Genomic DNA, 23586 nt, shown 5'->3' on the forward strand with positions numbered 1-23586 from the left:
GTCTAAATAACACTAGCTTTATGAGCACCATACAACGCGATATGTCTCTTACCGGCCAGCCGCCGGCTTCTATAAACGCCATTCAAAAACTGGGAACTGCTCTTGGAGTGGCGGGCTTATTAATTCTGCTTCTGGCGGCCTTTAACGTAAATTTCCCGGAAAAACAGCTTTGGCTTAGTATTGCGCTCGGCAGTTTGTTTGGCGGAATCCTCATCTTTACTTACGGCGCTTACTCCGGGAAGCACGAAGGCATCAAGAATGACGGTGTCTGGTTTAAATCGGTTTCTAGCAGGGGGTTTTTAGCCTGGGTTGCGGGGCTGGCTTTGACAGGGTTTTACATCATCCTGTATTTCAAGGCAGAATGGTTAGGTCTTAACACCGAAGGTGATAATACCGGTCTCATCGCGCTTTTTGATCCACTAAGCAGAATATTGAGCGGTAACCCTGCAAGCCAATGGTTTGTGTACGGTACGCTCTATACCATCGCAATTTTGGCTTTTGGGATCAAATTCTTCTGGAAATACCGCCACAACCGTTATGAAAGGCTGCGCACGCTGAGCGTGATGTTTTTTCAGACCGCTTTTGCCTTTCTGATTCCTGAGTTTATGGCGAGGCTCAATTCAGAAAATTTCAATCTGCCCTATTATGATTTAAAGAATATCTGGCCGCTCAATTACTACAATTTTGAGCAGTACCGTGTCAACGATTTTATCTCTGCCGGCAATGTAGGTCTTGCCTTATTGCTTTTCGGGATCGCTTCCATCTTTGTTATTACGCCTATTCTCACTTATAAATACGGAAAACGCTGGTATTGCAGCTGGGTGTGCGGTTGTGGCGGATTAGCCGAAACTGCCGGAGATTCCTTTAGACACCTCAGCGATAAAAGCACCTTTGCCTGGAAGGTAGAGCGCTGGGTGGTGCACAGCGTTTTGGTTTTTGTGGTGGTGATGACCACTGCAGTGGTTTCGACCTATCTGGGCTACGATGCCGATAAATATTGGCTGACTAAAGATGTATTCCTTATTGGCGTAGCAGTTTTTCTTACCCTGCTTTTTGCCGGAATTTGGTTTTTCAAGAAGGAAGAATTAAAACAGGACGCCCGTTACGGAGCTATTGGGTATCTGGTAATTGTTTTGGCATTAATCGGCATTCATTACGCTAGTGGAAGCACCTTATTTTTAATAGACGCCGAAACTTTGCGTAGCAGTTATGGCTTTCTTATTGGTGCGATTTTTAGTGGGGTAATTGGTACGGGCTTCTACCCTATTTTTGGAAACCGGGTGTGGTGTCGTTTTGGCTGCCCAATGGCTGCGATTTTAGGATTGCAACAGCGTTTGTTTTCAAAATTCCGAATTACCACAAACGGTGGACAATGTATTTCCTGCGGAAACTGTTCCAGCTATTGTGAGATGGGTATTGATGTACGAGCTTATGCTCAAAAAGGCGAAAACATAGTACGTGCCAGTTGTGTGGGTTGTGGGATCTGCTCTGCCGTTTGTCCACGTGGTGTGCTAAAGCTTGAAAACGGAGCAACGGATAAGCGCATCAACAGCCGCGAAATTCTTTTGGGCAATGACGTAGATTTGATGGATTATGTAAACCAAAACTAGTTTAAAACAAATCGGTTAACTTGGATAACCTAAAAAACGAATTATGATATTAGGAATGGTAGGCCCCTGGCAAATTTTATTAATCCTCATTTTGGGAGTTTTCGGGCTCATCTTACCCCTTATCGCGCTGATCGATATTTTGCGGAACGACTTTAAAGGCAATAACGATAAGATCATTTGGGTGCTGGTTGTTTTGTTCTTCAACATCATAGGATCTATCCTGTATTTCGCTATGGGCAGAAAGCAACGGGTTTAGCGCTGTAAAGCTTTCGCGAAAGCGCAAAAAATAAAGGCGCAGATCTCCACCCACGCCTTTTCTAACAAATCAATACTAAACAAACATTATCTATTTCATTTACGGATGAATGTTTGTTTCGGTTTTCTAATCCCTGTTAAATTGAACCCAAAAGAAAAAGCAGAAACCGAAGTCCCTGCTTTTCCTCTAATCAAAACTTAAACAACATTATAAGTTGGGCAGCAATACCTGATCAATCACGTGTACGATTCCGTTTGTGGTTTGCACATCGGGGATTACCATATTTGCGGGCGCAGCATTACCTGATCCACTAACGCTTAGAACTCCATCTGTAAACGCTCCGAGGGTAATATCATCAGAACCCAAAGCATCATAAGTCCCTGCGTTTAGTTCCGAAGTAAACTTCCCGGCACTTACGTCTGCAAAAACGTGATTTAATAAAACCGCAGTCACTAAATCTTTATCCAGTTGTCTAATATCTGAAGGCTGGGTAAATGTTAAACCTAAGGCAGTACCCAGGTTAATAAAAGCCTGATCTGTTGGAGCAAAAACCGTAAAACTCGCGGCAGGATTGCTCAATGCCTCAGCTAGTTCAGCATACACAACAGCTTCTACTAGGTAAGTAAGTCGAGGATTTTTAAATACTGAAGCGCTTTGTAATGCCAAAGCGGTTTCAACAACATTAGCACCCGAAGCAATCATCACCTTATCAATGACGTGAACCGTTCCATTTGAAGCCGAAATATCGGTCGCCAAAATCTCTGAACCGTTAATGTATAGCGTACCGTCACGGTTGATAAAGCGACGTGTAGGCCCCAGTAACGAAGAAGCTGTACCACCATCATTGATTGAACTACTCAATAAGTTTCCATTAGAAACGTGATACAACAAGGTGTTTTTTAAGAAGGGTTGTTGTAAAACACCTAAAGTGGTTTCTTCTAATCCCAAACGTGCAAAAGCATCGTCTGTAGGTGCAAAAACGGTAAAGTCTCCTGAAGGATCACCTGCATTGCTATTGCTCAAAGTTACCGCAACATCACCTAAAACCGCAGCGGCTTCAAGCGTGGTAAATGCGGGGTTCGCTACAGCGATAGCTGCAATTGACGCCGGCTCATCTTCATAAGCCGAGTCGGTCTCACACGAAGTGGTCAAAACGGTACCTAAAAACGCAAGCGCGATACCGGTATATTTATATAGATTTTTCATAATATTTTATGTTTTATTGAAATTAATTATCGGTATCGATCTTAGAACGAATAGGTTATACCCCAGTTAAAACCGTCTGCATCTCCCAGGTTACGCCCTTCAATGTAATTAGCATATCCGCCGGAAACACCAATGCCTTTATAAACGGGCACATACGCATTAAAGCCGATACGGGTATAGTTTACACGAGTTGCCGGGAAGAATCCGTTAAAGCCTTCGCCCAAAATATCCACACCGCTGTCGTCTGACAATTGATTGGCGATATACGCGTCCAGATAGAATTTAGAAGCGGCATAACCCAGCTTGAGTTCGCTTAACAATGCGTTAGGAACGCTGTTGCTGCGCAGGCTATAGCCTATTTGCCCGGTGGCAAAAATCCCGTTGTTGTGCTTGTAGTTTGCAATCGCAAGACCGGTGATGTCTGTAGAACGGTTACCTATCGCGATGATAGACTGTAGGCCTTCATCTGCGCGGTAATCACCTAATGGTGTTTCAATACCCGCCGCAGCGATAAAATTGATCATTCCCTTAGGAGTAGCGGTAGAAGCAAAACGGTATTTCGCATACAGACTCACGTCCTGTACCCCTTTGCGTTCGTTTTCATAACCTAGATTATCTAAAGTTTCAGGTGTAGCTTCTCCTTCAGATTTGATGTACGGAAGATTAAATACCAAATTGAAATTATCTGAAATTCCATATTCCGCATATAAGGAATAACTGGTGGTCTGCACCTCGTTAAAAACCGGCACACCGTCTACCTTTTGTGGTACCAGAAATACCTCATCGTATTTTTCCGAAGAAAAAGAGGCTGTAATGCTCCCTTCTCCTTTCGCCTTCATAAAGCCGCTTACCGGACTCTGGGCAAGCATCGTAACAGGAAGCATTAAAAGCGCACCTGCCAGCAATCGTAAATTTAAGTTCATCTTTTTTGTTTTTGGTTTACAGCAACACATACGCTGGAAACGCATCGCCGGTTTTCTTAATGTTTTGTTAAAGAACCAAAAGCGCTTTATTCTCGTATACTTAATGCCTCACACCGGGTGTCAGGTACTTTTTATTCATTCGACTTAAAAACGGCAAATGATTTTACGACTGGTAATTCTTTTAGTATGTGCGGTAGGCTTTTCGCAAAGCGGAAAACACTACAGCAAAACCTACTATGAAAACGGAAACCTTAAAGCCGAAGGTTGGTTGCTCAATGAATCAAAAACCGATTACTGGTATTTTTACAATACGAATGGAAGCCTTAATGCCAAAGGATCCTTTACCGATGATAAAAAGAATGGATATTGGTACTTTTACGCAGCAGACGAGCAACTGCTTAAAGAAGGGCATTATAAAAATGATGAGGCTGCAGACTGGTGGATTTTTCACAAACCGGGCGGCATTTCAGAAAAAGTACAGTTCAAATACGGCAGCCGTCAGGGTTATGCCTTAATCTATAAAAATGGGACACTTTTTAAGGCAGAACGCTATAAAAATGATATTCTTACCGGCTCCTGGACCAGTGTTTCACAGTTTAAAAAAGACAATCCTAACGCCCGCTTTTAATGTATAACATCAACGTAATTATACCGGCCTTTAACGAGGAAGACTCTATAGGCCTGGTTGTGGGCGATATTCCAGACCTCGTAAGCGAAGTCATCGTAGTGAGTAACAATTCTACAGACGCTACCGAAACCGTGGCCGCCGCGGCAGGTGCCACTGTGCTGGTAGAAAACCGAGCCGGTTACGGCTATGCCTGCCTGAAGGGAATGGACTATATCGCTGCCAAATCTGAAAAGCCAGACATCGTGGTCTTTCTGGATGGGGATTACAGCGATTATCCCGAGCAACTCAAGGAACTGGTGGCTCCCATTATTGAAAAAGACCTGGATTTTGTTATTGGCGCCCGGGTAAAACACCTGCGTGAAAGTGGCAGTATGACCTTCCCGCAGCGCTTCGGCAACAAGCTCGCAACTACGCTGATGCGCTGGTTTTTCAACTCCCGTTTTACCGATTTGGGACCTTTTCGCGCCATCAAATACGACAAGCTTTTGGCTCTAAATATGGAAGACAAGACCTACGGCTGGACGGTCGAGATGCAGCTTAAGGCCCTGCGCAAAAACTACAGTTATGTAGAAATCCCTGTAAAATACCGCAATCGCATAGGCGTCTCTAAAGTTTCGGGAACCGTTAAAGGTGCTATATTTGCCGGTATAAAAATTCTGGGTTGGATTTTTAAGTACAGTTTTAAATAATGGAAACCGCAATCATCATCATTTATACTCTTGCGCTGGCAGTTATTTTCCTGTACAGTCTGGCACAGCTCAACCTGCTCATCAATTACCTCAAGGCCAGCAAAAAAACAGACGATGCTCCGGTTTTTGATTTGAACAATCCCAAGGAAGTTCCTTTTGTGACCGTACAGCTCCCACTTTATAACGAACTCTACGTCGTGGAGCGTCTGCTCGACAACATCGCGAAACTGGATTATCCTAAAGACAAACTCGAAATTCAGGTGCTTGACGATTCTACTGACGCCAGTCTCGAAACCACCCGCGAGAAAATAGAAGTTTTAAAAAATGCCGGAATCCCCATAACCCACATCACCCGCACCAACCGTAGCGGTTTTAAAGCCGGCGCGCTCAAAGAAGGGTTACAGATTGCAAAAGGCGAATTTATCGCAATTTTTGATTCCGATTTTGTGCCAAACGCAGACTGGCTGCGTAAGACCGTGCCTTATTTTAAAAATGAAAACATCGGTGTGGTACAAACCCGCTGGGCTCACTTAAATCGCGATTACTCGTTGCTAACGCGTATTCAGGCATTTGCATTAGACTTTCACTTTGTGCTGGAGCAGGTAGGCCGCAATTTTGGGCATCACTTCATCAACTTCAACGGTACTGCGGGCATCTGGCGTAAAACCTGCATCCTTGATGCCGGAAACTGGCAGGGCGACACCCTTACCGAAGATCTCGATCTCAGCTACCGCGCTCAGCTCAAAAAATGGGATTTTAAATACCTGGTTGATGTAGAAACACCCGCCGAACTTCCGGTTGCCATTAGTGCGGCGCGTTCTCAGCAATTCCGCTGGAACAAAGGCGCGGCAGAAAATTTTCAGAAACTGTACGGCCGTTTGCTTAAAGACCCAACAGTTTCCTTTAAGACTAAATTTCACAGCTTTTTTCACCTGCTCAACAGCAGTATGTTTCTGCTGGTTTTGCTGGTCGCAATCCTGAGCGTCCCGGTGCTCTATATCAAAAACAACAATCCCGCGTACAGCGGTTACTTCAATGTCATCGCCGGTTTTGCGTTGAGTACGCTTATTTTCTTTGGTTGCTACTGGGTTACTTATAAGCGCATACACGGCGGCGGTTTTAAGAATTTCGTCAACTACATCGGGATGTTTTTTACCTTTTTCTCGATAGCAATGGGCTTTAGTGTGCACAACTCACTGGCCGTTTTAGAGGGGCATTTCGGGAAAAAATCAGAGTTTATACGTACGCCCAAATTCAACATCAGTAAACTGGGCGATAACTGGAAATCAAACATCTACCTCAAAAAAAGCCTTTCGCTCAACACGCTACTGGAAACCCTGCTCTTTCTTTACTTTGGCTTTGCCATCTACAGCGCCGTACAATTGAATGATTTTGGTCTCATCCTGTTCCATCTGATGTTATTTGCAGGCTTTGGCTTTGTCGCTTTTAAGTCTATTTTTTCACGGGTTTGATTATGTGGGCGCCTGTTTTCGGGCTTTTGGCCCGCAAACACCGCGCTTTCCGCTTTATCTTTAGGGCTTCACAGCCCTAAAGGATGCCGCTGCAATCGCTGGCGCAGGTATTAAAAACCTATTTTTGAACATTCATGTGCCATACGTATGCTTCAACTTTTAAAAGCCTATAAAATTCAGCTTCTGCTCGTTCTGAGTCTTCTGGCGTTTTACGCAGCTTTTGCTTACGACCTGGAACGCAGTGATTTCATAAAACTCATCACGCTTTATGCAGGTCTATTTTTTATAAGCTTTAAGCTCATTCAACTCTTGAAGATTGATTTTAAAACTTTGATGGTTTTGGCAATTCTGGTACGACTGGTATTTCTGGTTGCTATCCCGAATTTATCCCAGGATTTCTACCGTTTTTTATGGGATGGCCGACTCATGGCTCAGGGGCTCAGCCCATACCTATTAACTCCTGACGCATGGGTACTAACCGGAAACCTGCCCGTAGCACAGGCAAACGAACTCCTAAATGGAATGGGCAGTTTGAGCCGGCAGCATTATTCAAACTATCCGCCGGTAAACCAGTTTTTCTTTGCTCTGGCCGGTTTCTTTGCCGGCAAATCGATTTTTGGCGGTGTAGTGGTTTTACGCCTGTGCATCATCGCTGCAGATTTGGGTGTTTTGTGGCTTGGCCGCAAGCTGCTCAAAGTACTAAAGCTTCCACAGCATCAGATTTTTTGGTATGTGCTCAATCCCTTTATTGTGATCGAACTTACCGGCAACCTGCATTTTGAAGGGATCATGCTGTTTTTTTTATTGGCCGCCCTTTATTTACTGCATTCCGGGAAGTGGTTTTTTTCTGCCGTTTTACTGGCGCTCTCCATTTCGGTAAAGTTGTTGCCGCTTATGATGCTTCCCCTTTTGTTTCAATTTTTGATCAGACCCACTGAACACTCAAGCGAATCGCAACACTTTTGCCACTACTTAAAAAACAACTTTGCTCAATCACTCTGGCGATTGAGCCGCTATTACGTTGTGGTCCTTCTAGTCTTTGCCTTAAGCTTTCTTCCCTTTTTAAATTCAGCTTTGCTGGAACATTTTACGGCTACAATTGCGCTTTGGTTTCAAAAATTTGAGTTTAACGCCAGTATCTACTACCTCGTACGCTGGGTTGGCTTTCAGGTAAAGGGTTATAATATTATTGCGACTTCAGGTAAAATTCTGCCGCTCGTGGTTATCGGCATCCTGGCATTGCTTGGTTTTTTGCGGAAAAACGACACTACGCCACGTTTATTTGGCGTCTTACTTTTGGGCAGCACGGCTTATTTTATGCTCTCTACCACCGTGCATCCCTGGTACATCGCTACACCCCTACTGCTCTCGGTTTTTACACGTTTTCGCTTTGCGATGGTATGGAGTTTTGTAGTGATGCTGAGCTATTCGGCCTATAAACCCGAAGGAGTAGAAGAAAACCTATGGCTTGTCGCCCTGGAGTATCTCATCCTGACAGGTTTTATGATTTGGGAGTTTGCACAAAAAAGAAAGAACAAATTAGTTTAACACTTTAAGGATCAGGGAAAAGCTATTTTTATATATTCAATCTATTTGAAAATAAACTTTTGCTTTGAACACCTATCTACATCGATTTTCAGGAATTGTTGCTTTGCTCATTTTAAATGTATTTCCGGAGCAAAGCACCGTCCCGGTTGATCGTCCAAAGGAGGCTATTCTCCATATTGACACCACCTCAGCAACCGGTTTTGTTCTGGCTAAATCAGGAGATTTATCCGATAGCGTAACATCATATAATCATTCAGTAAACAATCGTTCTTCCGCTACAGGAATTGCTATCCTCCAAGAAGAAAACCCACCATCCTGCACCAATTTGCTGGGTCCGCCAGATCGGACGACCAATGTAGGAGTAGGTGCCTCGCTTCACTGGGGGGTGGCTGCAGGCGCTTCGGGATATAAACTTTATGTTGGTACATCCAGCGGAGGTACAGATTTGGTAAACGCTCAGGATGTAAGCAGTAATACCTTTCAGTTTCCGGAAAATCTACCGGCCTTTACCAAAATTTATGTGCGTATTGTTCCCTATAACAGTTCAGGGAGTGCTGCCGGCTGTACTGAGGAGTCTTTCACTACCGGCAGTGCCCCACAACCACCAGAGTGTACAACGCTTACCAATCCCGGACCGGGATCAACCAATGCATTTATAACCGCAACCATAAGTTGGGAACGAATAGACTCTGCGACCGGCTATCTGATTTCTATGGGTCTTGATCCGGAAGCTACTTCTTACGTGCAAAATCGAAATGTGGGAAATTCAGACACCTTTTTTCTGGGTGAAGCCCTGCCCTATGACACTGACATTTACGTAAAAGTCACCCCGTATAATTCTTCCGGAGAAGCTCAGGATTGCAGTATACAAACATTTAGGACCCGCAAAGATCCTAATGAGCCCATTAGTTTTGAATGTACTGAATTAAAAAGTCCACAAAACGGTGCAACGGCTGTCTCGACTACTACTTTGTTAACCTGGGACCCCGTTCCTGAGGTAGTGAGTTATCTCCTGACTGTAGGTACCAGCTCCGGTGGTGGTGAAATACTAAATCTGGTAAACGTGGGAAATAGCACAAGTTTTGAATTTATAAATGAATTACCCGAAAATACACGTATTTACGTGACCCTAACTCCGGGCTACGGCAGTGGTGCTGCTTCAGATTGTCTTGAAACCTCCTTTACAACCGGCACTAGATCAAAACCCACAGGTCCCAAGGCAAAATCTCGCTATGGTATTTCACCTGATGGCGATGGTATCAATGAGATTTGGGAAATTGAAGATTTGGATCGCTATACCAATAATACCGTTCAAATTTTCAATCGATGGGGAGATCTGGTATTTGAAACTACCAACTACGATAACACGCAAAATGTATTCAGAGGCCTAGCCAACCGAAAAACGACTACCGGAGCCGGTAATTTACCTGAAGGCACCTACTTTTTTAGAATCACTTCAGAAAATCCTGAAATCACGGAACCTGCAACAGGATTTATAGTACTCAAGCGATGAAAATTCAAAACCTTACGTTCTGGGCTCTGTTGGTTTTTACTTTTTCTTATAAAGTAATGCAGGCGCAACAACAGCCTGTCTTTTCAGAATACAATTACAATACGATCATGCTTAATCCTGCTCATTCGGGTTATTATGCGAACAGTGAATTTACGCTTTCCAATCAGAGCAGCTACAGCGGAATTGAGGGTGCTCCATCCAGTTTAAATGCTACACTAAATCTTACTTTAAACAACCAAAAGGTAGGTCTGGGAGGCGGTTTTATAAGGGATCAAATAGGTGTAAGCGCAGTAACGAATGCTTTTGCCTCATACGCCTATAAACTTTATTTCGGACAACAGGCAAAGGCTCCCCGCTATCACAATTATAATCCTAATATTATTTCGTTTGGTATATCCGCAGGATTATTGAATTATTCTGAAGATTTACAATCGCTAAACATCACTGATGATCCTCAATTTCAACAAAATTTAAACGGAACCATACCTACCTTAGGGATTGGTATTTTATTCAATCGTGATCAAATCTATGCGGGACTTTCTATTCCTAACCTTTTAGGCAATGCGCTTGCTCCTGATGATGCGATCAGCATCAATTCTGTGGCTTACGCCTATGCAGGATACCGCATATATACCGGGGTTTTTGATGAGTTGGAAATCAAACCTAATACCTTGATCCGGTATGAACCGGGGGCACCACTTTCCGTAGATCTAAATCTTATCGTAAACTATAAAAACAAGGTGGAGTTTGGGGGCGGTTACCGCACCTCTTCTGCAGTAAATGCGCTCGCAGGAGTTTATTTATTCAACAACCTACGGCTTATTTATAATTATACCTTACCTCTTCGAGAAACACCCTTACCCCCAACCCACGGCCTGGTTTTAAGCGTACGTTTTGGAAAAGGCTACAACTAATTACTTTTTTAAAGTAGCTCTATAAATACAGCCTATACGCCGCGATTTGTAATTGCGATCTGCTTTTGAAGTGATGTTACCGTCGTAGCATTCGGTGAGCTCCAGATTATATTCCGGAAGTTGCTCTTCTAAAACATCAACCCGATCTTTCTCGACTACTACGTAAAAACTATCGGCTTCGGGTAATTCTCTTTCGCCTTCAGAAATTAAAACCGGTAGCCGTTCTCCAAAATCCCAAATCAATTCCGGGGAGCTGTTGGTCAAATAATAAAGCGGGTTTCCGCTTTCCTGATAACGCTCAATTACGAGTGCAATCTCGCGGTAATCGGGATTGGTATAGGTCAAACGCACTAGCGGAAAGGCAAAGGTGATGATGGCACAACACATGGCAACCACCGAATAGAACGCAGGCTCAATCCTTTTGCTTTTTAAGCTTCGAATAAAAACGAGCGCAATGGCAACCATACTCAGCTGAAAAAGAGCAAACCAAAGCCAGTCTGTAGTTTGTATATCAGAAGCAAAAAGATATAATACTGCAGGTCCTGCAAGTAAAGTTATAAGCGTTAAAAGACCGAAATAAAAATAAACCGGATACGTCTCGCGTTTATCGGTAAGCACTTTAAAGCAGCGCACCAGATATTCCATATAAAAAGACGTATTAAGCGCCAGCGGAATAAGCACAGGAAGCAGGTATCTTGATTTTTTTTCCGGGATACACGAAAGCAACACCACGGCAACCAGCGTCCAGATCAGACTGAAACGATACACCTTTAGATCTGAAACCCGGGATTTTAAATAGGGGTACAATAAGGCTATAAACGTAGGAACCGTCCAAATTCCGCTTTGCGTGAAAAAACTCCAGTAATAGTAAAAAGCACGGGTATTGTGATTAGCCCATGCAGCCGACTCCTTATCTGCAATGGACTGTGCCGTGTCTGAATCGCCAAAATAGATCGCCAGCGCCCACCAGGCACTAAACACCAAAGCAACAACCAGAAGCATCGTAAAAGGCGCTATCCTGCTCTTAAAACTCCTGAATTTATAAACCCATGCATAGGCAATCAAAAATGGAAGCAGCAGCGCAAAATGGCTTACAGGACCTTTACTCATAAACGACAGGCCTATAAAAATTCCGGTAAGGATGGCGTTTTTATATCTGCGGTTAGTTTCGGTGAAAAATGCGAATAAAAAGTAGATACCTCCCAGCATAAAGCTGTGAGCAAAAATATCCCAGGTACCATTTCGCCCTGCGAAAAGCACATAAAACGAAGTCGCTAAAATAAGTGCTGCATATAAGCTTTGCTTTGCCGTGAGGCAAAGACGCTTTCGCGAAAGCGTATAACTAAACAAAACCAAAACTGTGGTAATCAAAGCTGATGGCAGACGCAATGCCCAGAGTTTTGTCAACCCAAAAACAGCTGCCGAAAAAGCGGCAAGCCAGGTGGGTAATGGCGGCTTTTCATAACGCGCTTCGCCATTCATCGTGGTAAACACCCAGTTGTTAAAATGCAGCATTTCGCGGGCGGTATTGAAGTTACGCGCTTCCATAATGTTTGCATATAGCACATCAAGATGCGGGAAAAACAACAGCAGGCAAACCGCTACGAGGAGAACAGGATAATATTTTTCAGGAATGTTCATGATTTATCAATTCCTATTGAGAGTCGCATATTTCTAAAATAGATAAAAACACCCATTAAATGTCCTACGAAAAGTACCGGGTCGCGGCGTAAAATAGCATAGGTTAAAATCAGGAGTCCGCCTACGAGGCTCAACAACCAGAATCCTAGAGGCAGACTTGATTTTTTCTTCCTTTCGGAATAAATCCACTGATAAATAAACCGAAGGGTAAAAATTACCTGGGCTATACTGCCCAGAAGCAATAGCCAAAGTGGAATATTCTCATTTCTAAACAGTTTGTCTACGTCGTAATCGCCGTTGTTATAACCGTAAATCACTATAAGCACGGGGAAAATCCATAAAAACCAGCGGATTGCTTTGGGCGATTTCACCCACTGTCCCTGCAGTTGCAGATTGCGGATATAAATAAAATAGGTCAGCGTTTGCCCCAGCATTATCGCAAAGTCATCCCGCAAATAGCCGTAAACGAAAAGCAAAAAGGAAGCACCCAGACTCAGCCACCAAAAAGTTGAAGGTGTAAGCACGCGCTTTTGCTTTTCAGATAAAAACCACTGTATGATGAGTCGCCCACTGAACATCAGCTGGGCCAAAAACCCGATGGTATATATCCAGAACGGACTATGCATTTGACTTCTTGCCCACTTGGTAATTAATATACTTTTTCTTCATCCAGAGGTAAGCAAAACAATCGATGAGCGGACCTATGAGGCGGTTCCACAGCCCAAACTTAGCTGTACCTGCAATACGTGGAAAATGGCGAATGGGTACCTGAATGGTCTTGCCATTCTGAAGCATAATCATCGCTGGCAAAAAGCGATGCAAACCTTTAAACATAGGAATGCGCTGCGCGTAATCTGTCTTTATTATTTTAAGCGGACACCCGGTGTCATCCATCCCATCATGGGTAAAGGCACGCCGAATTTTATTGGCAATCGTACTCGACATATTTTTTACGAAAGAATCTTTACGATCGGCACGGTGGCCGGTAACCAAATCGTACTCGCCAATGTATTTGAGCAGTATATTAAAATCTTCAGGAGTGGTTTGTAAATCGCTGTCAATATAACCTACCAATGGCGTTTCGGTATAATCAAACCCGGCTTTGATCGCTGCACTGAGCCCACAATTCTTTTGAAAGGATATATACTGAAAACCGCTGCTGCGCTTACAAATTTCTTCGATAAGCTGCTGACTGTTATCTTTTGAGCCGTCGTTGACAAATAAAACCTGTGTAGGAACGTCTGCTATTTTAAAGTAGTCTTTAAACACCTGTTCTACACGAAGCAAATTATCTTCTTCATTGTATACCGGCACGACTACTGTAAGTTGATAGGTCATAGTAAAAAATGAGTACGCGAAAATAAGCAATACTTCTAAGGCAAATCTAAAGATTGTTGAGTTTTGTTAAAGCTTACTTAAACCTCAAACAGAAAAAAGCCTCATAAACACAAGGCTTATGAGGCTTTAAATCTTTTGGCAGATTTGCTTTACATATCAAGCAAATAGGCAAAAACGAGAGGAGCAACAATGGTTGCATCACTCTCTATGATAAATTTTGGAGTATTGACATCTAATTTACCCCAGGTAATTTTTTCGTTAGGCACTGCCCCCGAATACGAACCATAACTGGTTGTTGAGTCTGAAATCTGACAGAAATAACTCCAGAAAGGCGTGTCTTCACGCTCCATATCCTGATACAGCATAGGCACCACACAGATTGGGAAATCCCCGGCGATACCTCCACCTATCTGGAAGAATCCAATTCCGTTCTCGCTGTTATTTGTGTACCAGTCTGCAAGGAAGGTCATATACTCAATCCCCGACTTCATCGTAGATGCTTTAAGCTCTCCTTTCAACACATAAGAAGCAAAGATGTTACCCATCGTACTATCTTCCCATCCCGGGCAGATAATAGGCAGGTTTTTCTCGGCTGCTGCGTACATCCAGGAATCCTTCAGGTCGATCTCGTAGTACTCTTCAAGCACTCCGCTCAACAACATCTTATACATGAATTCATGCGGCAGATAACGCTCACCGGCATCATCTGCATCTTTCCAGATTTTGAAAATATGTTGTTGCAGTCTGCGGAAAGCTTCTTCTTCAGGAATACAGGTATCGGTTACCCGATTGAGTCCTTTTTCTAAAAGATCCCACTCTTCCTGCGGGGTTAAATCACGGTAGTTAGGCACACGCTTGTAGTGCGAATGCGCCACAAGGTTCATGATGTCTTCCTCAAGGTTTGCACCGGTACAGGAAATGATTTGCACTTTATCCTGACGGATCATTTCGGCAAAAATCTTACCCAACTCTGCGGTACTCATTGCACCTGCAAGAGAAACGAGCATTTTGGCCCCGTTCTCCAGCTGTGCTTCATAGGCTTTTGCAGCGTCTACAACCGAAGCTGCATTGAAGTGTAAATAGTATTTTTCTATAAATTGAGAGATTGCTCCCTTAGTCTTCATCGTCATCTAAATCGAATTTATTGACACCGCCTTTTCCAGTTTTTGCGGTGTAGGTGTTATCATATTCTTCTTCTGCGTCTTCTCCTTCAAACTTATAGCTCAACATCTTGTAGTACAGTTTTGCTGCTAAAAAATCTGAAGATTTATCGTTAGCGTTAGGGCAAAGCTCCATAATATCGAAGCCTACCACATTACACTCCGAAAAAACACGTTTAAGGAAATCCATAGTCTCGTACCAGAACAATCCGCCGGGCTCAGGAGTTCCTGTTGAAGGCATAATTGAAGGGTCAAGACCATCCAGATCAAAGGTGATGAATACATTTTCGGTACACAGATCTATTACATTATCTACCCAGTATTCATCCTGAACCATTTGATGGGCAAAAAAGGTCTTATCCTCGTCCATCACAGTTTTTTCAAGCACATTCATACTGCGGATGCCTACCTGAATTAAATTGGTACTTTGGCTGGCTTCATACATTGCGCAAGCATGGTTGCATTTGCTGCCCATATATTCTTCACGCAAATCAGCGTGAGCATCAATCTGAAGTACAGTCAGGTTATCATACAATTCATTAAACGCTCTGATTGCGCCTATAGAAACCGAATGTTCCCCGCCAAAAAGCGTTACAAACTTATTACGCTTTATAAAATCTTTAGTCACTTTATGTACCTGAGAAACCATCGCTTCAGGTGAGCCTGACTCGGTAATTGCAGGAGCCAGGTAAACACCCTGTTTATATACCTCAGTATCGGTCTCGATATCGTAAGTTTCCATATTTTCTGAAGCTTCTAAAAAAGCCTGCGGCCCCTTGTCTGCACCTTTACCCCAGGTACTCGTACCATCATAAGGCACAGGGATCAATACAATTTTTGAAGTTTCAAGCTTGGCAAACTCATCAGGAATGCCCGCATAATTTTTAGTTGTACTCATAACCTAAAATCTTAAGCAATTGTTCTGCTTTTTGTTGTTCGTTAAATATTTGGGTTGTTAAGTTACCATTTTCATCCCGATCTATCAGAATATGTTTAGGCTGAGGGATTAAACAGTGTTGTAGACCTCCGTAGCCTCCAATGGTTTCCTGATAGGCTCCGGTATTGAAAAAACCAATGTATAAAGGTTTATCTTTTTTGTATCTGGGTAAGTAAATGGCGTTGCTGTGCTGCTCACTGTTGTAATAATCGTCGCTATCGCAGGTTAGACCTCCCAATAAAACTCGCTCATACTCATCATCCCAGCGGTTAATAGGCAACATAATAAATCGTTTACTAATTGCCCAGGTATCTGGTAAAGTGGTAATAAAAGAAGAGTTGATCATATTCCACTTCTCGCGGTCATTTTGCTGCTTTTGGTAAAGCACCTCATAAATGGCACCGCCGCTCTCTCCTACTGTAAAGCTTCCAAACTCAGTAAAAATATTGGGAACAGGCACTTCAGCCTCATCGCAGGTTATTTTGATCTGATTAATGATTTCGTCTACCATATAGGCATAATCATAATCGAAAGCCAGCGAATTCTTTATAGGAAAACCACCGCCGATATTCAAGCTATCAAGAGTAGGGCAAATCTTTTTAAGTCTGATATAGACCTTTAGACATTTGTTAAGTTCGTTCCAATAATAGGCATTATCGCGAATACCGGTATTAATGAAGAAATGTAGCATTTTAAGCTCAACCTGATCGTTATTCTTGATCTGATCTTCGTAAAACGGAACGATGTTTTTATAGCCAATACCTAAACGTGAAGTATAAAATTCAAACTTAGGCTCCTCTTCTGAAGCGATACGTATCCCGATTCTAAAATCGCCTTTAATGCTTTCGGTAAGCAGATTGATCTCTTCGTAATTATCAATGATGGGAATGCAGTTTTGATGGCCACCATTAATCAAATTGGCGATATTGTCGATGTATTGATCGCGCTTAAAACCATTACAAATGACATAGGTTTCATTTGTGATTTTCCCGTTTTCCTTCAGTTTATTAACAATATTGATATCAAAAGCCGAAGAGGTTTCGATATGAATATCATTCTTTAGAGCCTCATCAAGCACATGCTTAAAATGAGAACTTTTGGTACAATAGCAATAATTGTAAGAACCTTTATAGTTGTGTTTCTCTATCGCATCTGCAAACCAGGCCTTGGCCCGGTTGATGTTTTCAGAAATTTTTGGGAGGTAGCTAAATTTTAAAGGAGCTCCATATTGCTCCACAAGCTCCATCAGGTTGATGTCATGAAACTCAAGCTGATTGTTTTCAAGTTTAAAATCTTCCTGAGGAAAATAAAAGGATTGATCTATTAGATCGATGTACTTAGTATTCATTAACTGGTTATGAAATTGAAAAATAAAAAAAGTAAATGATATAGCGCAAACTCTTTATATTAAGGTATTGTGAAAGAAGTAATTCTAAGGCAAAAAAGAGTATGAAAGAGTTTTTTTAGCTGTCAACTTGATAAGAGCCTTACTGTTAGAGCATCATCAGGTTATTGATTTCCTGTTGACTCAGGTGTTTGTACTTTCCTCTGGGAAGGTCTTTTTTAGTGAGAGGTCCCAGTGTCACGCAGTCAACACGAACCACCTGATACTCCAGATGTTCAAAAATAGTGCGGATGATTCCGCTACCTATATTGCGAATTTTAAGACCGACTTCTTTTTTAGGTGCACCATCTACATAGCTGATGTCTTCCACCTCATATTTCTTACCCTGAACGGTAAGCCCTTTTTTAATTTTGTCTAAATCTTCGGCTTTAAGATTTTTATCAAGTTCAATGTGAAATAGACGCGGCATACCTACTTTTGAGTTGGTAAGCTTCTGCATCATTTTTTCGTCATTGGTAAACAAAATAAGACCGGTAGCATTGCGCCCCAGTCTGCCTACAGGCTGAATGCGTGATTTTGTGGCCGGTGCCACGAGATCCATCACGGTCATCCCTTTTGAATTGCTGGTTGTAACCGAAAAACCTTTGGGTTTATTCAACAATACGTAGGCTTTAGCTTCGGGATTTATACGACGCCCGTCAAAGCGCACGTCGTCATCCAGATTGACCTTGTATCCCATCTCGTTAATGATTTCCCCATTAACAGAAACCTGCCCCGTAGAAATGTACATATCTGCTTCCCTGCGTGAACAAATTCCGCTGTTAGCAATGTATTTGTTTAATCTTATCCCCCCTTTACCGGAAGTGCGTACTGAAGCACGGCCTGACTGCGGCGCAGCTTTTTTGATAGGCGCATTACCACGTGCCTGACTTTTACTTCGTGAATTATTACTTCCGCGACCAGACGCTTTCCCGCCTTTATTCCTGTCCTGATGTCTGCTCATAGTTTATATTTTGCGCAAAGATACATATTTAATAAACGAAAAAATCAGACTTACTCGGAGCAGCCAGAGCTGCTGCACAGTAAGACCTTTTGTATTAAAAATGGATTAAAAAAGCTTATCGATTACCAGATTGGGTTTAATGAGCAGGATACTAAATACACCCAGAACTAAAATGAGCTTTAGAATGTTATGAAGCAGTAGGTAATGCAATTTTAAACGGGAATTCCAAAGCCAGAAAAGATAGACCAACAAAAAAGCGAGACTTCCATAAAAATAATAATTCATCAGACCTACATCAAAAGTTTTTATAAGCAGGTGTGTGGGAATAACCGTTAGCCCAACCAGAAGCGTTATAACCGCCTTGGCAGAGCGCTCTCCATACGCGATAGGAATGGTATGATAACCCAGTGCCAGATCACCTTTTAGATTTTCGAGATCTTTGGTCAGTTCACGTATCATAATGATAAGACCCAAAAAGGTTGCGTGTACAAAAATGACCGTTTCAAAATTTCGGTAATAAATAAAAACTGCAAAAAAGGGAGTGAGTGCGAGGGAGGCAGAAGTAAGGTTACCTATAAATGCGATTTTCTTCAGCTTGTGCGAATAGAACCAGATTCCGAAAATGTAACCGGAGAAAAATAGCACCGCAAAGAAAGATACGTAGCTGGCGACAACAACCGCCAGAAAATTGAGTACAAAATAAAGTGTCAGAATCTTTTTTTGACTTACGAGATGATCAAGTTTTGTTTTCTGAGGCCTGTTGATCAGGTCCTTTTCACTATCATAAAAACTGTTTATGATATATCCTCCGGCGATAACGAGCGCTGTCGCAAGAACTATTAAGAACAGATTCAGGTCAAAAATGACAGCTCTAAGGGGCAAGTCTGGCGACAAAATAAATATAGACGCCAAATACTGGGCAATTACAATTATGAGAATGTTGTAACCGCGGACAACCGAAAACAAACTCAGAAATTTTAAAAGCAGGAGTTTGTTTTTACGGCTGATATGAGACATAAGTCAGGAATTAGTTTCCGGGCTAGAAAAGGCTTGCAAAAAATTAGTGCCTAAAAATTGTAAACAACTTCAAGCTTATAGTCCTTCAAGGCTTTTCGGGCTTTATCAATATCTTCCGTAAAACCCAAAATGTAGCCACCACCACCAGAACCGCAAAGTTTCAGATAGTAATCGTTAGTGTCCAGGCCCTGCTTCCATAAGTCATGAAAGCTTGCAGGAATCATTGGTTTAAAATTACGAAGTACCGTTTTAGAAAGTTGCTTCACATTGCCAAAAAGCGACTTCACATCACCCTTGAGAAAATCCTCCACGCAGGCATCAGTATGTTTTACAAACTGATTTTTGATCATCTTACGAAAACCTTCCTGCTTCATGTTTTCCATAAAAATGTTGACCATAGGCGCAGTCTCTCCAACGCTACCGCTGTCTAACAAAAACACAGCGCCCTTACCATCAGGAGTTTGGGATGGAATACCTGCCGGCTCAATATCATCTTTGCTATTGATTAAGATAGGAAGACTCAAATAACTGTTCAGCGGATCAAGACCGGAAGACTTACCGTGGAAAAAGGATTCCATCTCCCCAAAAATCTGCTTTAGTTTAAGCAGCTTTTCACGGGTAAGATTTTCAAGAACCGTAATCTTATCAAAAGCATATTTATCGTAGATCGAAGCTACCAGGGCCCCGCTGCTACCCACACCGTACCCCTGTGGAATGGTAGAATCAAAATACATTCCGGCTTCTACGTCCTGCTTCAATGATGCAATATCAAACTGAACCAAATCAGGCTTTTGCTGCTGAAGCTCTTCAAGGTAATTAGCAAAACGGGCAAGACTTTTGTTTGAAGCTTTGGCGACCTCATCAGGATTTTCGTCAACTTTTAAAGCCCCGTTGTAAAAATTGTACGGTATAGACAACCCCTTCGAGTTTTTGATAATGCCATACTCACCAAACAATAAAATCTTAGAATAAAATAGAGGTCCTTTCATCAGGCTTAACTTATTAATAGAGGCAAAGTTACAATTTTAAAGCTCCATCACCCACATTGTCAAAAATATAACGATTATCCTGACAATAAGAACTTAATTCAGATTTAACAAAATCTTGTACATCTTCACGATTGTTCTGAGGGAACAACACGTGAACATTAGCTCCTGCATCAAGCGTAAAACACACCGGGATTTTAGTTTCCCTGCGGTATTGCCAGAGCTCTTCGATGATTTTAAGCGTATTGGGTTTCATCAAAATAAAATAGGGATTGCTGGTAAGCATCATGGCGTGCAGGGTTAAGGCCTCACTTTCCACAATATTTACAAACTGATCCAGGTCGCCGTTTTCCAAAACCGGAATAAGACTTGAAAGATTTTCAATCGCCTGATTAAAGCGACTGGGAGCATAGGCATGGTTATGCATCAAATTATGCCCCACCGTACTACTCACCTGCTTTTCTCCCTGATCAACCAGCAAAATTGCATCCTGATAATTATCAAATACTTCGTGTACCGCATAAGGATACGATACTCCATAAATATCGCTACTCCCTTTGATCTCCGGATGCTCACCCCAAACCACAAGAGGCCCTTTTAGTGAACGGCAACCGCTACCAGACCCCAGCCGTGCTATAAAAGAGGCTTTCTGATCAAAAGTTTTCTGACTCATCTGAGGATTAAGCTCACGCTCCATCTCCATCAAACAAAGAGCCAAAGCACTAAAACCACTGGCCGACGAAGCAATTCCTGAACTATGTGGAAAACTGTTTGTGGTATCTATAGTAAAGGCATAGTCCCTTACAAAGGGTAAATATTCAACCACACGACCAAAAAACTGGTGGATTTTAGGCTCAAAACCCGGTTTGTGCTTACCGTCAAGAATTACTTTGAGTTCATAATCCTCTTTATGATTTGTACGCTCTTCCCAATTTAGAATTGTGGTTGTTCTACAGTTATTAAGTGTAAAACTGATCGATGGATTTTTAGGTATTTGCAGTCCATGTTTTCCCCAATACTTGATTAAAGCTATATTGCTTGGAGACTGATAACTAACCGACTGCGTCTGGAGTTTCCCATTAGACTTGCCGGGTAAAAATTTTGTAATTGTCATAATGCAAATATAAAGTCTCTGACTACATCTGAAAGTGGATGAGGCAATTTTAGAACCTATATACAGACATTTTTTATAAATTAGGCACAACGCAACAGCCATGACAACACGTAAGACTCTCCACATACTTATCCCCGTTGCAGTTTGCCTGCTTGTAGCATTTTTGTCGGCCATTGCGACACAAACCAGCGTGAACACGTGGTATCCAGGCTTAAACAAACCGGCTTTCACACCTCCGTCGTGGCTCTTTGGCCCGGTATGGATAGTACTATACGTACTTATGGGCACCGCTGCCGGCTTAGTCTGGGATCGGGGTTTTTATCATAAATGGGTAAAGACGGCACTGTATCACTTCGGATTTCAACTTATACTAAATGCTTCCTGGTCCTTGTTTTTCTTTGGTGGTAAGATGATTCTGCCTGCGCTGATTATAATAACCGGTCTTTTGATTTTTCTGTTTTTTACCTACAGATGGTTTAAAATCGTAAACCCAATAGCAGCCTATTTGTTGATACCCTACATCATCTGGGTGGGTTTTGCCACTGCGCTAAATTTTGAAATCTGGCGCCTTAACTAGCAGCCATTTCAGAAACTCTTCGGGCAATATCGCGGGCAGCTATAAAACCCCCTGTCCAGGCATTTTGAAAGTTGAATCCTCCCGTAATCGCATCTATATTCAGAACCTCCCCTACTAAATATAGATTGTTATAGTTCTTAGACCTAAAACTTCTAAAATCGATCTCTTTCAGGTCAACACCTCCGGCAGTTACAAATTCTTCTTTAAAGGTACTTTTTCCGCTAACGCGAAAAATCCCCCGATTCAATTCATGACTCAGAGATGTGATTTCCGCCGCGCTTAAATCAGCCCACTTCTTACCCGGTGTAATATCTGAAGATTCGACCAGACGCTGCCACAGTCGCTTGGGTATATCCAAAGGAGCATAAGTAGAAATCTGTTGCTTAGCTAAATCAAATCGAAACTGATTAAGCTGCTCACTCGCTTCCTCTAAAGACAGCTCTGGCAACCAATTAATCAGAATTTTGAATTGATACCTCAATTCGTTTAAAGTCCGTGCACCCCAGGCCGATAATTTAAGAATTCCCGGACCGCTTAAACCCCAATGCGTAATCAAGACCTGACCCTGCGCCTCACCATCAAATACGCCCCCCTTTTCCATTTTAACAGCATTACCGTCCAGATCCAGTAACGAAACAACCGCATTCGTACTAAGGCCGGCAAGACCCTTTATACGGTCATCCGTTATATTAAATGTAAATAAAGAGGGCACCTGTGGTTCAATACCAAAATCCATCTCTTTCAGAATTTGCAGGATTTTGGGATTACTCCCGGTAGCTATAATCAGGTATTGCGATGTGAATTTCTGACCTTTAGAATGCACGCACCAATTGGAGCCCTGCTGTTCAAATTTAATTACTGAAGTCTTTTTAAATACAGTAATGTCATATTTGGCAGCTTGTTCGGTAAAGCAATTTATGATGCTTTGCGAACTATCTGAAACCGGGAAAACCCGTCCATCCTCTTCAATTTTGAGTGAAACACCCAAATCTTCAAACCACTGCATGGTGTCTCCCGTCATAAAAGAATGGAAAGGCCCCAGCAATTCCTGCCTGCCCCGAGGATAATGTCCGCTTAATGGTTTAGGCTCAAAAACCGCGTGGGTTACATTACAACGACCACCACCCGAAATACGTACTTTTTCTAATACCTCAGCACCTCTTTCTAAAATTGCAATTTTTAAATGAGGCTGAAGTTGCGCACAATTTATCGCTGAAAAAAAACCCGAAGCACCTCCTCCTATTACTATAATATCAAAATTCATTCTGCAAAGATACTATTAGGATTAAATCCTGACGAAAATTGATTTCAAAGTCATTTTTACTTAATCGATTTAGCCTCTTTATTCATAACGGATTCACATTTCTTTAACGCCTCTATTTTCAAAAATTGACGTTTCTGTACCTTAAAAATGATTTTTCAGACTGTCTAATTACGAGAAAATGGCAAAATTTAACATTTCATCCAAGTTATTTCTGACTAAAATTAGGCCAAGCTCCTCACGCGCTGATTTTCAGCCTATCCGAAAAAGCCTTGAAGATTTGATAAATTTTTCACTATATTTTACCAACTCATTAAATATTTACTAAATAATTGTCAATAAACGTATAATTTACAGTTTTCTTAACTATATCGATTTCGTTACTTAAACGTTATAGTTGCCGTTATTTGATAATTATTTATATAAATTTGAGCACCAAGAAACACTT

Annotated in this window: 22 protein-coding genes; 9 read left to right on the forward strand and 13 right to left on the reverse strand. The window is 42.1% G+C overall.

The features are described 5' to 3' along the window. The first annotated feature begins 20 nt into the window (after nucleotides 1-20). Both CJ305_RS15530 and CJ305_RS15535 read left to right on the forward strand, forming a co-directional pair. On the forward strand, nucleotides 21-1610 hold the full coding sequence (locus CJ305_RS15530; protein WP_099647211.1) for a 4Fe-4S binding protein: 1590 nt from the start codon (nucleotides 21-23) through the stop codon (nucleotides 1608-1610). A gap of 43 nt (nucleotides 1611-1653) precedes the next feature. After that, nucleotides 1654-1866, forward strand: a complete 213-nt coding sequence (locus CJ305_RS15535) for a PLDc N-terminal domain-containing protein (protein ID WP_099647212.1) — start codon at nucleotides 1654-1656, stop codon at nucleotides 1864-1866. A 207-nt stretch (nucleotides 1867-2073) separates the two neighbouring features. On the opposite strand, the gene CJ305_RS15540 is transcribed toward CJ305_RS15535, so the two are convergent. Beyond that, nucleotides 2074-3072 carry a fasciclin domain-containing protein gene (locus CJ305_RS15540; protein WP_099647213.1) on the reverse strand — a complete coding sequence of 333 codons (999 nt, stop codon included), beginning with the start codon at nucleotides 3070-3072 and terminating at the stop codon, nucleotides 2074-2076. A 41-nt stretch (nucleotides 3073-3113) separates the two neighbouring features. Then, nucleotides 3114-3995 (reverse strand): hypothetical protein, encoded by an 882-nt coding sequence (locus CJ305_RS15545; RefSeq protein WP_223248894.1) that lies wholly within the window; start codon nucleotides 3993-3995, stop codon nucleotides 3114-3116. A 157-nt stretch (nucleotides 3996-4152) separates the two neighbouring features. Between CJ305_RS15545 and CJ305_RS15550 the strand changes: the two genes are divergently transcribed. The 6 genes from CJ305_RS15550 (at nucleotide 4153) to CJ305_RS15575 (ending at nucleotide 10759) form a co-directional block, all read left to right on the forward strand. After that, on the forward strand, nucleotides 4153-4623 hold the full coding sequence (locus CJ305_RS15550) for a toxin-antitoxin system YwqK family antitoxin (RefSeq protein ID WP_099647214.1): 471 nt from the start codon (nucleotides 4153-4155) through the stop codon (nucleotides 4621-4623). Continuing rightward, nucleotides 4623-5312, forward strand: a complete 690-nt coding sequence (locus CJ305_RS15555; protein ID WP_099647215.1) for a glycosyltransferase family 2 protein — start codon at nucleotides 4623-4625, stop codon at nucleotides 5310-5312. The genes CJ305_RS15550 and CJ305_RS15555 overlap by 1 nt, the downstream gene beginning before the upstream one ends. Further along, nucleotides 5312-6784 carry a cellulose synthase family protein gene (locus CJ305_RS15560; protein ID WP_099647216.1) on the forward strand — a complete coding sequence of 491 codons (1473 nt, stop codon included), beginning with the start codon at nucleotides 5312-5314 and terminating at the stop codon, nucleotides 6782-6784. The genes CJ305_RS15555 and CJ305_RS15560 overlap by 1 nt, the downstream gene beginning before the upstream one ends. Nucleotides 6785-6931: 147 nt before the next feature. Continuing rightward, entirely contained in the window at nucleotides 6932-8332 is a 1401-nt protein-coding gene (locus CJ305_RS15565) for an MptA/MptB family glycosyltransferase (protein ID WP_099647217.1), read from the forward strand. A gap of 64 nt (nucleotides 8333-8396) precedes the next feature. Further along, entirely contained in the window at nucleotides 8397-9845 is a 1449-nt protein-coding gene (locus CJ305_RS15570; RefSeq protein WP_099647218.1) for a gliding motility-associated C-terminal domain-containing protein, read from the forward strand. Next, entirely contained in the window at nucleotides 9842-10759 is a 918-nt protein-coding gene (locus CJ305_RS15575; protein WP_099647219.1) for a PorP/SprF family type IX secretion system membrane protein, read from the forward strand. Before CJ305_RS15570 ends, CJ305_RS15575 begins: the two co-directional genes overlap by 4 nt. Here the strand turns inward: CJ305_RS15575 and CJ305_RS15580 are convergent, their stop codons facing one another. The 10 genes from CJ305_RS15580 to CJ305_RS15625 form a co-directional block, all read right to left on the reverse strand. Then, nucleotides 10760-12400 (reverse strand): ArnT family glycosyltransferase, encoded by a 1641-nt coding sequence (locus CJ305_RS15580; RefSeq protein ID WP_099647220.1) that lies wholly within the window; start codon nucleotides 12398-12400, stop codon nucleotides 10760-10762. Continuing rightward, the gene (locus CJ305_RS15585; protein WP_099647221.1) at nucleotides 12397-13026 is read right to left on the reverse strand and encodes a lipid-A-disaccharide synthase N-terminal domain-containing protein; all 630 of its coding nucleotides are present in this window, start codon (nucleotides 13024-13026) and stop codon (nucleotides 12397-12399) included. Before CJ305_RS15585 ends, CJ305_RS15580 begins: the two co-directional genes overlap by 4 nt. After that, complete coding sequence (locus CJ305_RS15590; RefSeq protein WP_099647222.1) at nucleotides 13019-13738, reverse strand: glycosyltransferase; 720 nt, start codon at nucleotides 13736-13738, stop codon at nucleotides 13019-13021. Before CJ305_RS15590 ends, CJ305_RS15585 begins: the two co-directional genes overlap by 8 nt. Nucleotides 13739-13887: 149 nt before the next feature. Beyond that, entirely contained in the window at nucleotides 13888-14862 is a 975-nt protein-coding gene (locus CJ305_RS15595; RefSeq protein WP_099647223.1) for a deoxyhypusine synthase family protein, read from the reverse strand. Then, nucleotides 14852-15796, reverse strand: a complete 945-nt coding sequence (gene speB, locus CJ305_RS15600) for an agmatinase (protein WP_099647224.1) — start codon at nucleotides 15794-15796, stop codon at nucleotides 14852-14854. Before speB ends, CJ305_RS15595 begins: the two co-directional genes overlap by 11 nt. Then, on the reverse strand, nucleotides 15783-17183 hold the full coding sequence (locus CJ305_RS15605) for an arginine decarboxylase (RefSeq protein ID WP_099647225.1): 1401 nt from the start codon (nucleotides 17181-17183) through the stop codon (nucleotides 15783-15785). Before CJ305_RS15605 ends, speB begins: the two co-directional genes overlap by 14 nt. A gap of 145 nt (nucleotides 17184-17328) precedes the next feature. Next, nucleotides 17329-18183, reverse strand: a complete 855-nt coding sequence (locus CJ305_RS15610; RefSeq protein ID WP_099647226.1) for a pseudouridine synthase — start codon at nucleotides 18181-18183, stop codon at nucleotides 17329-17331. A 105-nt stretch (nucleotides 18184-18288) separates the two neighbouring features. After that, nucleotides 18289-19200 carry a geranylgeranylglycerol-phosphate geranylgeranyltransferase gene (locus CJ305_RS15615; protein ID WP_099647227.1) on the reverse strand — a complete coding sequence of 304 codons (912 nt, stop codon included), beginning with the start codon at nucleotides 19198-19200 and terminating at the stop codon, nucleotides 18289-18291. 50 nt (nucleotides 19201-19250) lie between these two features. Then, nucleotides 19251-20189: a mevalonate kinase family protein gene (locus tag CJ305_RS15620; RefSeq protein WP_099647228.1), complete on the reverse strand. Its 939-nt coding sequence runs from the start codon at nucleotides 20187-20189 to the stop codon at nucleotides 19251-19253. A 28-nt stretch (nucleotides 20190-20217) separates the two neighbouring features. Beyond that, a complete protein-coding gene (locus CJ305_RS15625; RefSeq protein WP_099647229.1) occupies nucleotides 20218-21300 on the reverse strand; it encodes a diphosphomevalonate decarboxylase in 1083 nt (360 codons plus the stop codon). A 100-nt stretch (nucleotides 21301-21400) separates the two neighbouring features. Here CJ305_RS15625 and CJ305_RS15630 point away from each other — a divergent pair, with 100 nt between their 5' ends. Further along, nucleotides 21401-21877, forward strand: coding sequence for a TspO/MBR family protein (locus CJ305_RS15630; protein WP_099647230.1), 477 nt, complete (start codon nucleotides 21401-21403; stop codon nucleotides 21875-21877). Here CJ305_RS15630 and CJ305_RS15635 read toward each other — a convergent pair. Then, entirely contained in the window at nucleotides 21870-23141 is a 1272-nt protein-coding gene (locus tag CJ305_RS15635; RefSeq protein WP_099647231.1) for a BaiN/RdsA family NAD(P)/FAD-dependent oxidoreductase, read from the reverse strand. The two genes, CJ305_RS15630 and CJ305_RS15635, sit on opposite strands and share 8 nt — an antisense overlap. Between the last annotated feature and the right edge of the window lie 445 nt (nucleotides 23142-23586).

This window comes from Leeuwenhoekiella nanhaiensis (assembly GCF_002744755.1).
Taxonomy (GTDB): domain Bacteria; phylum Bacteroidota; class Bacteroidia; order Flavobacteriales; family Flavobacteriaceae; genus Leeuwenhoekiella; species Leeuwenhoekiella nanhaiensis.

Bases quoted from the DNA above. Each gene is read 5' to 3' on its own strand.
- CJ305_RS15530 (WP_099647211.1), top strand. From the start codon at position 21: ATGAGCACCATACAACGCGATATGTCTCTTACCGGCCAGCCGCCGGCT.
- CJ305_RS15535 (WP_099647212.1), top strand. From the start codon at position 1,654: ATGATATTAGGAATGGTAGGCCCCTGGCAAATTTTATTAATCCTCATT.
- CJ305_RS15540 (WP_099647213.1), bottom strand. From the start codon at position 3,072: ATGAAAAATCTATATAAATATACCGGTATCGCGCTTGCGTTTTTAGGT.
- CJ305_RS15545 (WP_223248894.1), bottom strand. From the start codon at position 3,995: ATGAACTTAAATTTACGATTGCTGGCAGGTGCGCTTTTAATGCTTCCT.
- CJ305_RS15550 (WP_099647214.1), top strand. From the start codon at position 4,153: ATGATTTTACGACTGGTAATTCTTTTAGTATGTGCGGTAGGCTTTTCG.
- CJ305_RS15555 (WP_099647215.1), top strand. From the start codon at position 4,623: ATGTATAACATCAACGTAATTATACCGGCCTTTAACGAGGAAGACTCT.
- CJ305_RS15560 (WP_099647216.1), top strand. From the start codon at position 5,312: ATGGAAACCGCAATCATCATCATTTATACTCTTGCGCTGGCAGTTATT.
- CJ305_RS15565 (WP_099647217.1), top strand. From the start codon at position 6,932: ATGCTTCAACTTTTAAAAGCCTATAAAATTCAGCTTCTGCTCGTTCTG.
- CJ305_RS15575 (WP_099647219.1), top strand. From the start codon at position 9,842: ATGAAAATTCAAAACCTTACGTTCTGGGCTCTGTTGGTTTTTACTTTT.
- CJ305_RS15580 (WP_099647220.1), bottom strand. From the start codon at position 12,400: ATGAACATTCCTGAAAAATATTATCCTGTTCTCCTCGTAGCGGTTTGC.
- CJ305_RS15585 (WP_099647221.1), bottom strand. From the start codon at position 13,026: ATGCATAGTCCGTTCTGGATATATACCATCGGGTTTTTGGCCCAGCTG.
- CJ305_RS15590 (WP_099647222.1), bottom strand. From the start codon at position 13,738: ATGACCTATCAACTTACAGTAGTCGTGCCGGTATACAATGAAGAAGAT.
- CJ305_RS15595 (WP_099647223.1), bottom strand. From the start codon at position 14,862: ATGAAGACTAAGGGAGCAATCTCTCAATTTATAGAAAAATACTATTTA.
- speB (WP_099647224.1), bottom strand. From the start codon at position 15,796: ATGAGTACAACTAAAAATTATGCGGGCATTCCTGATGAGTTTGCCAAG.
- CJ305_RS15605 (WP_099647225.1), bottom strand. From the start codon at position 17,183: ATGAATACTAAGTACATCGATCTAATAGATCAATCCTTTTATTTTCCT.
- CJ305_RS15610 (WP_099647226.1), bottom strand. From the start codon at position 18,183: ATGAGCAGACATCAGGACAGGAATAAAGGCGGGAAAGCGTCTGGTCGC.
- CJ305_RS15615 (WP_099647227.1), bottom strand. From the start codon at position 19,200: ATGTCTCATATCAGCCGTAAAAACAAACTCCTGCTTTTAAAATTTCTG.
- CJ305_RS15620 (WP_099647228.1), bottom strand. From the start codon at position 20,189: ATGAAAGGACCTCTATTTTATTCTAAGATTTTATTGTTTGGTGAGTAT.
- CJ305_RS15625 (WP_099647229.1), bottom strand. From the start codon at position 21,300: ATGACAATTACAAAATTTTTACCCGGCAAGTCTAATGGGAAACTCCAG.
- CJ305_RS15630 (WP_099647230.1), top strand. From the start codon at position 21,401: ATGACAACACGTAAGACTCTCCACATACTTATCCCCGTTGCAGTTTGC.
- CJ305_RS15635 (WP_099647231.1), bottom strand. From the start codon at position 23,141: ATGAATTTTGATATTATAGTAATAGGAGGAGGTGCTTCGGGTTTTTTT.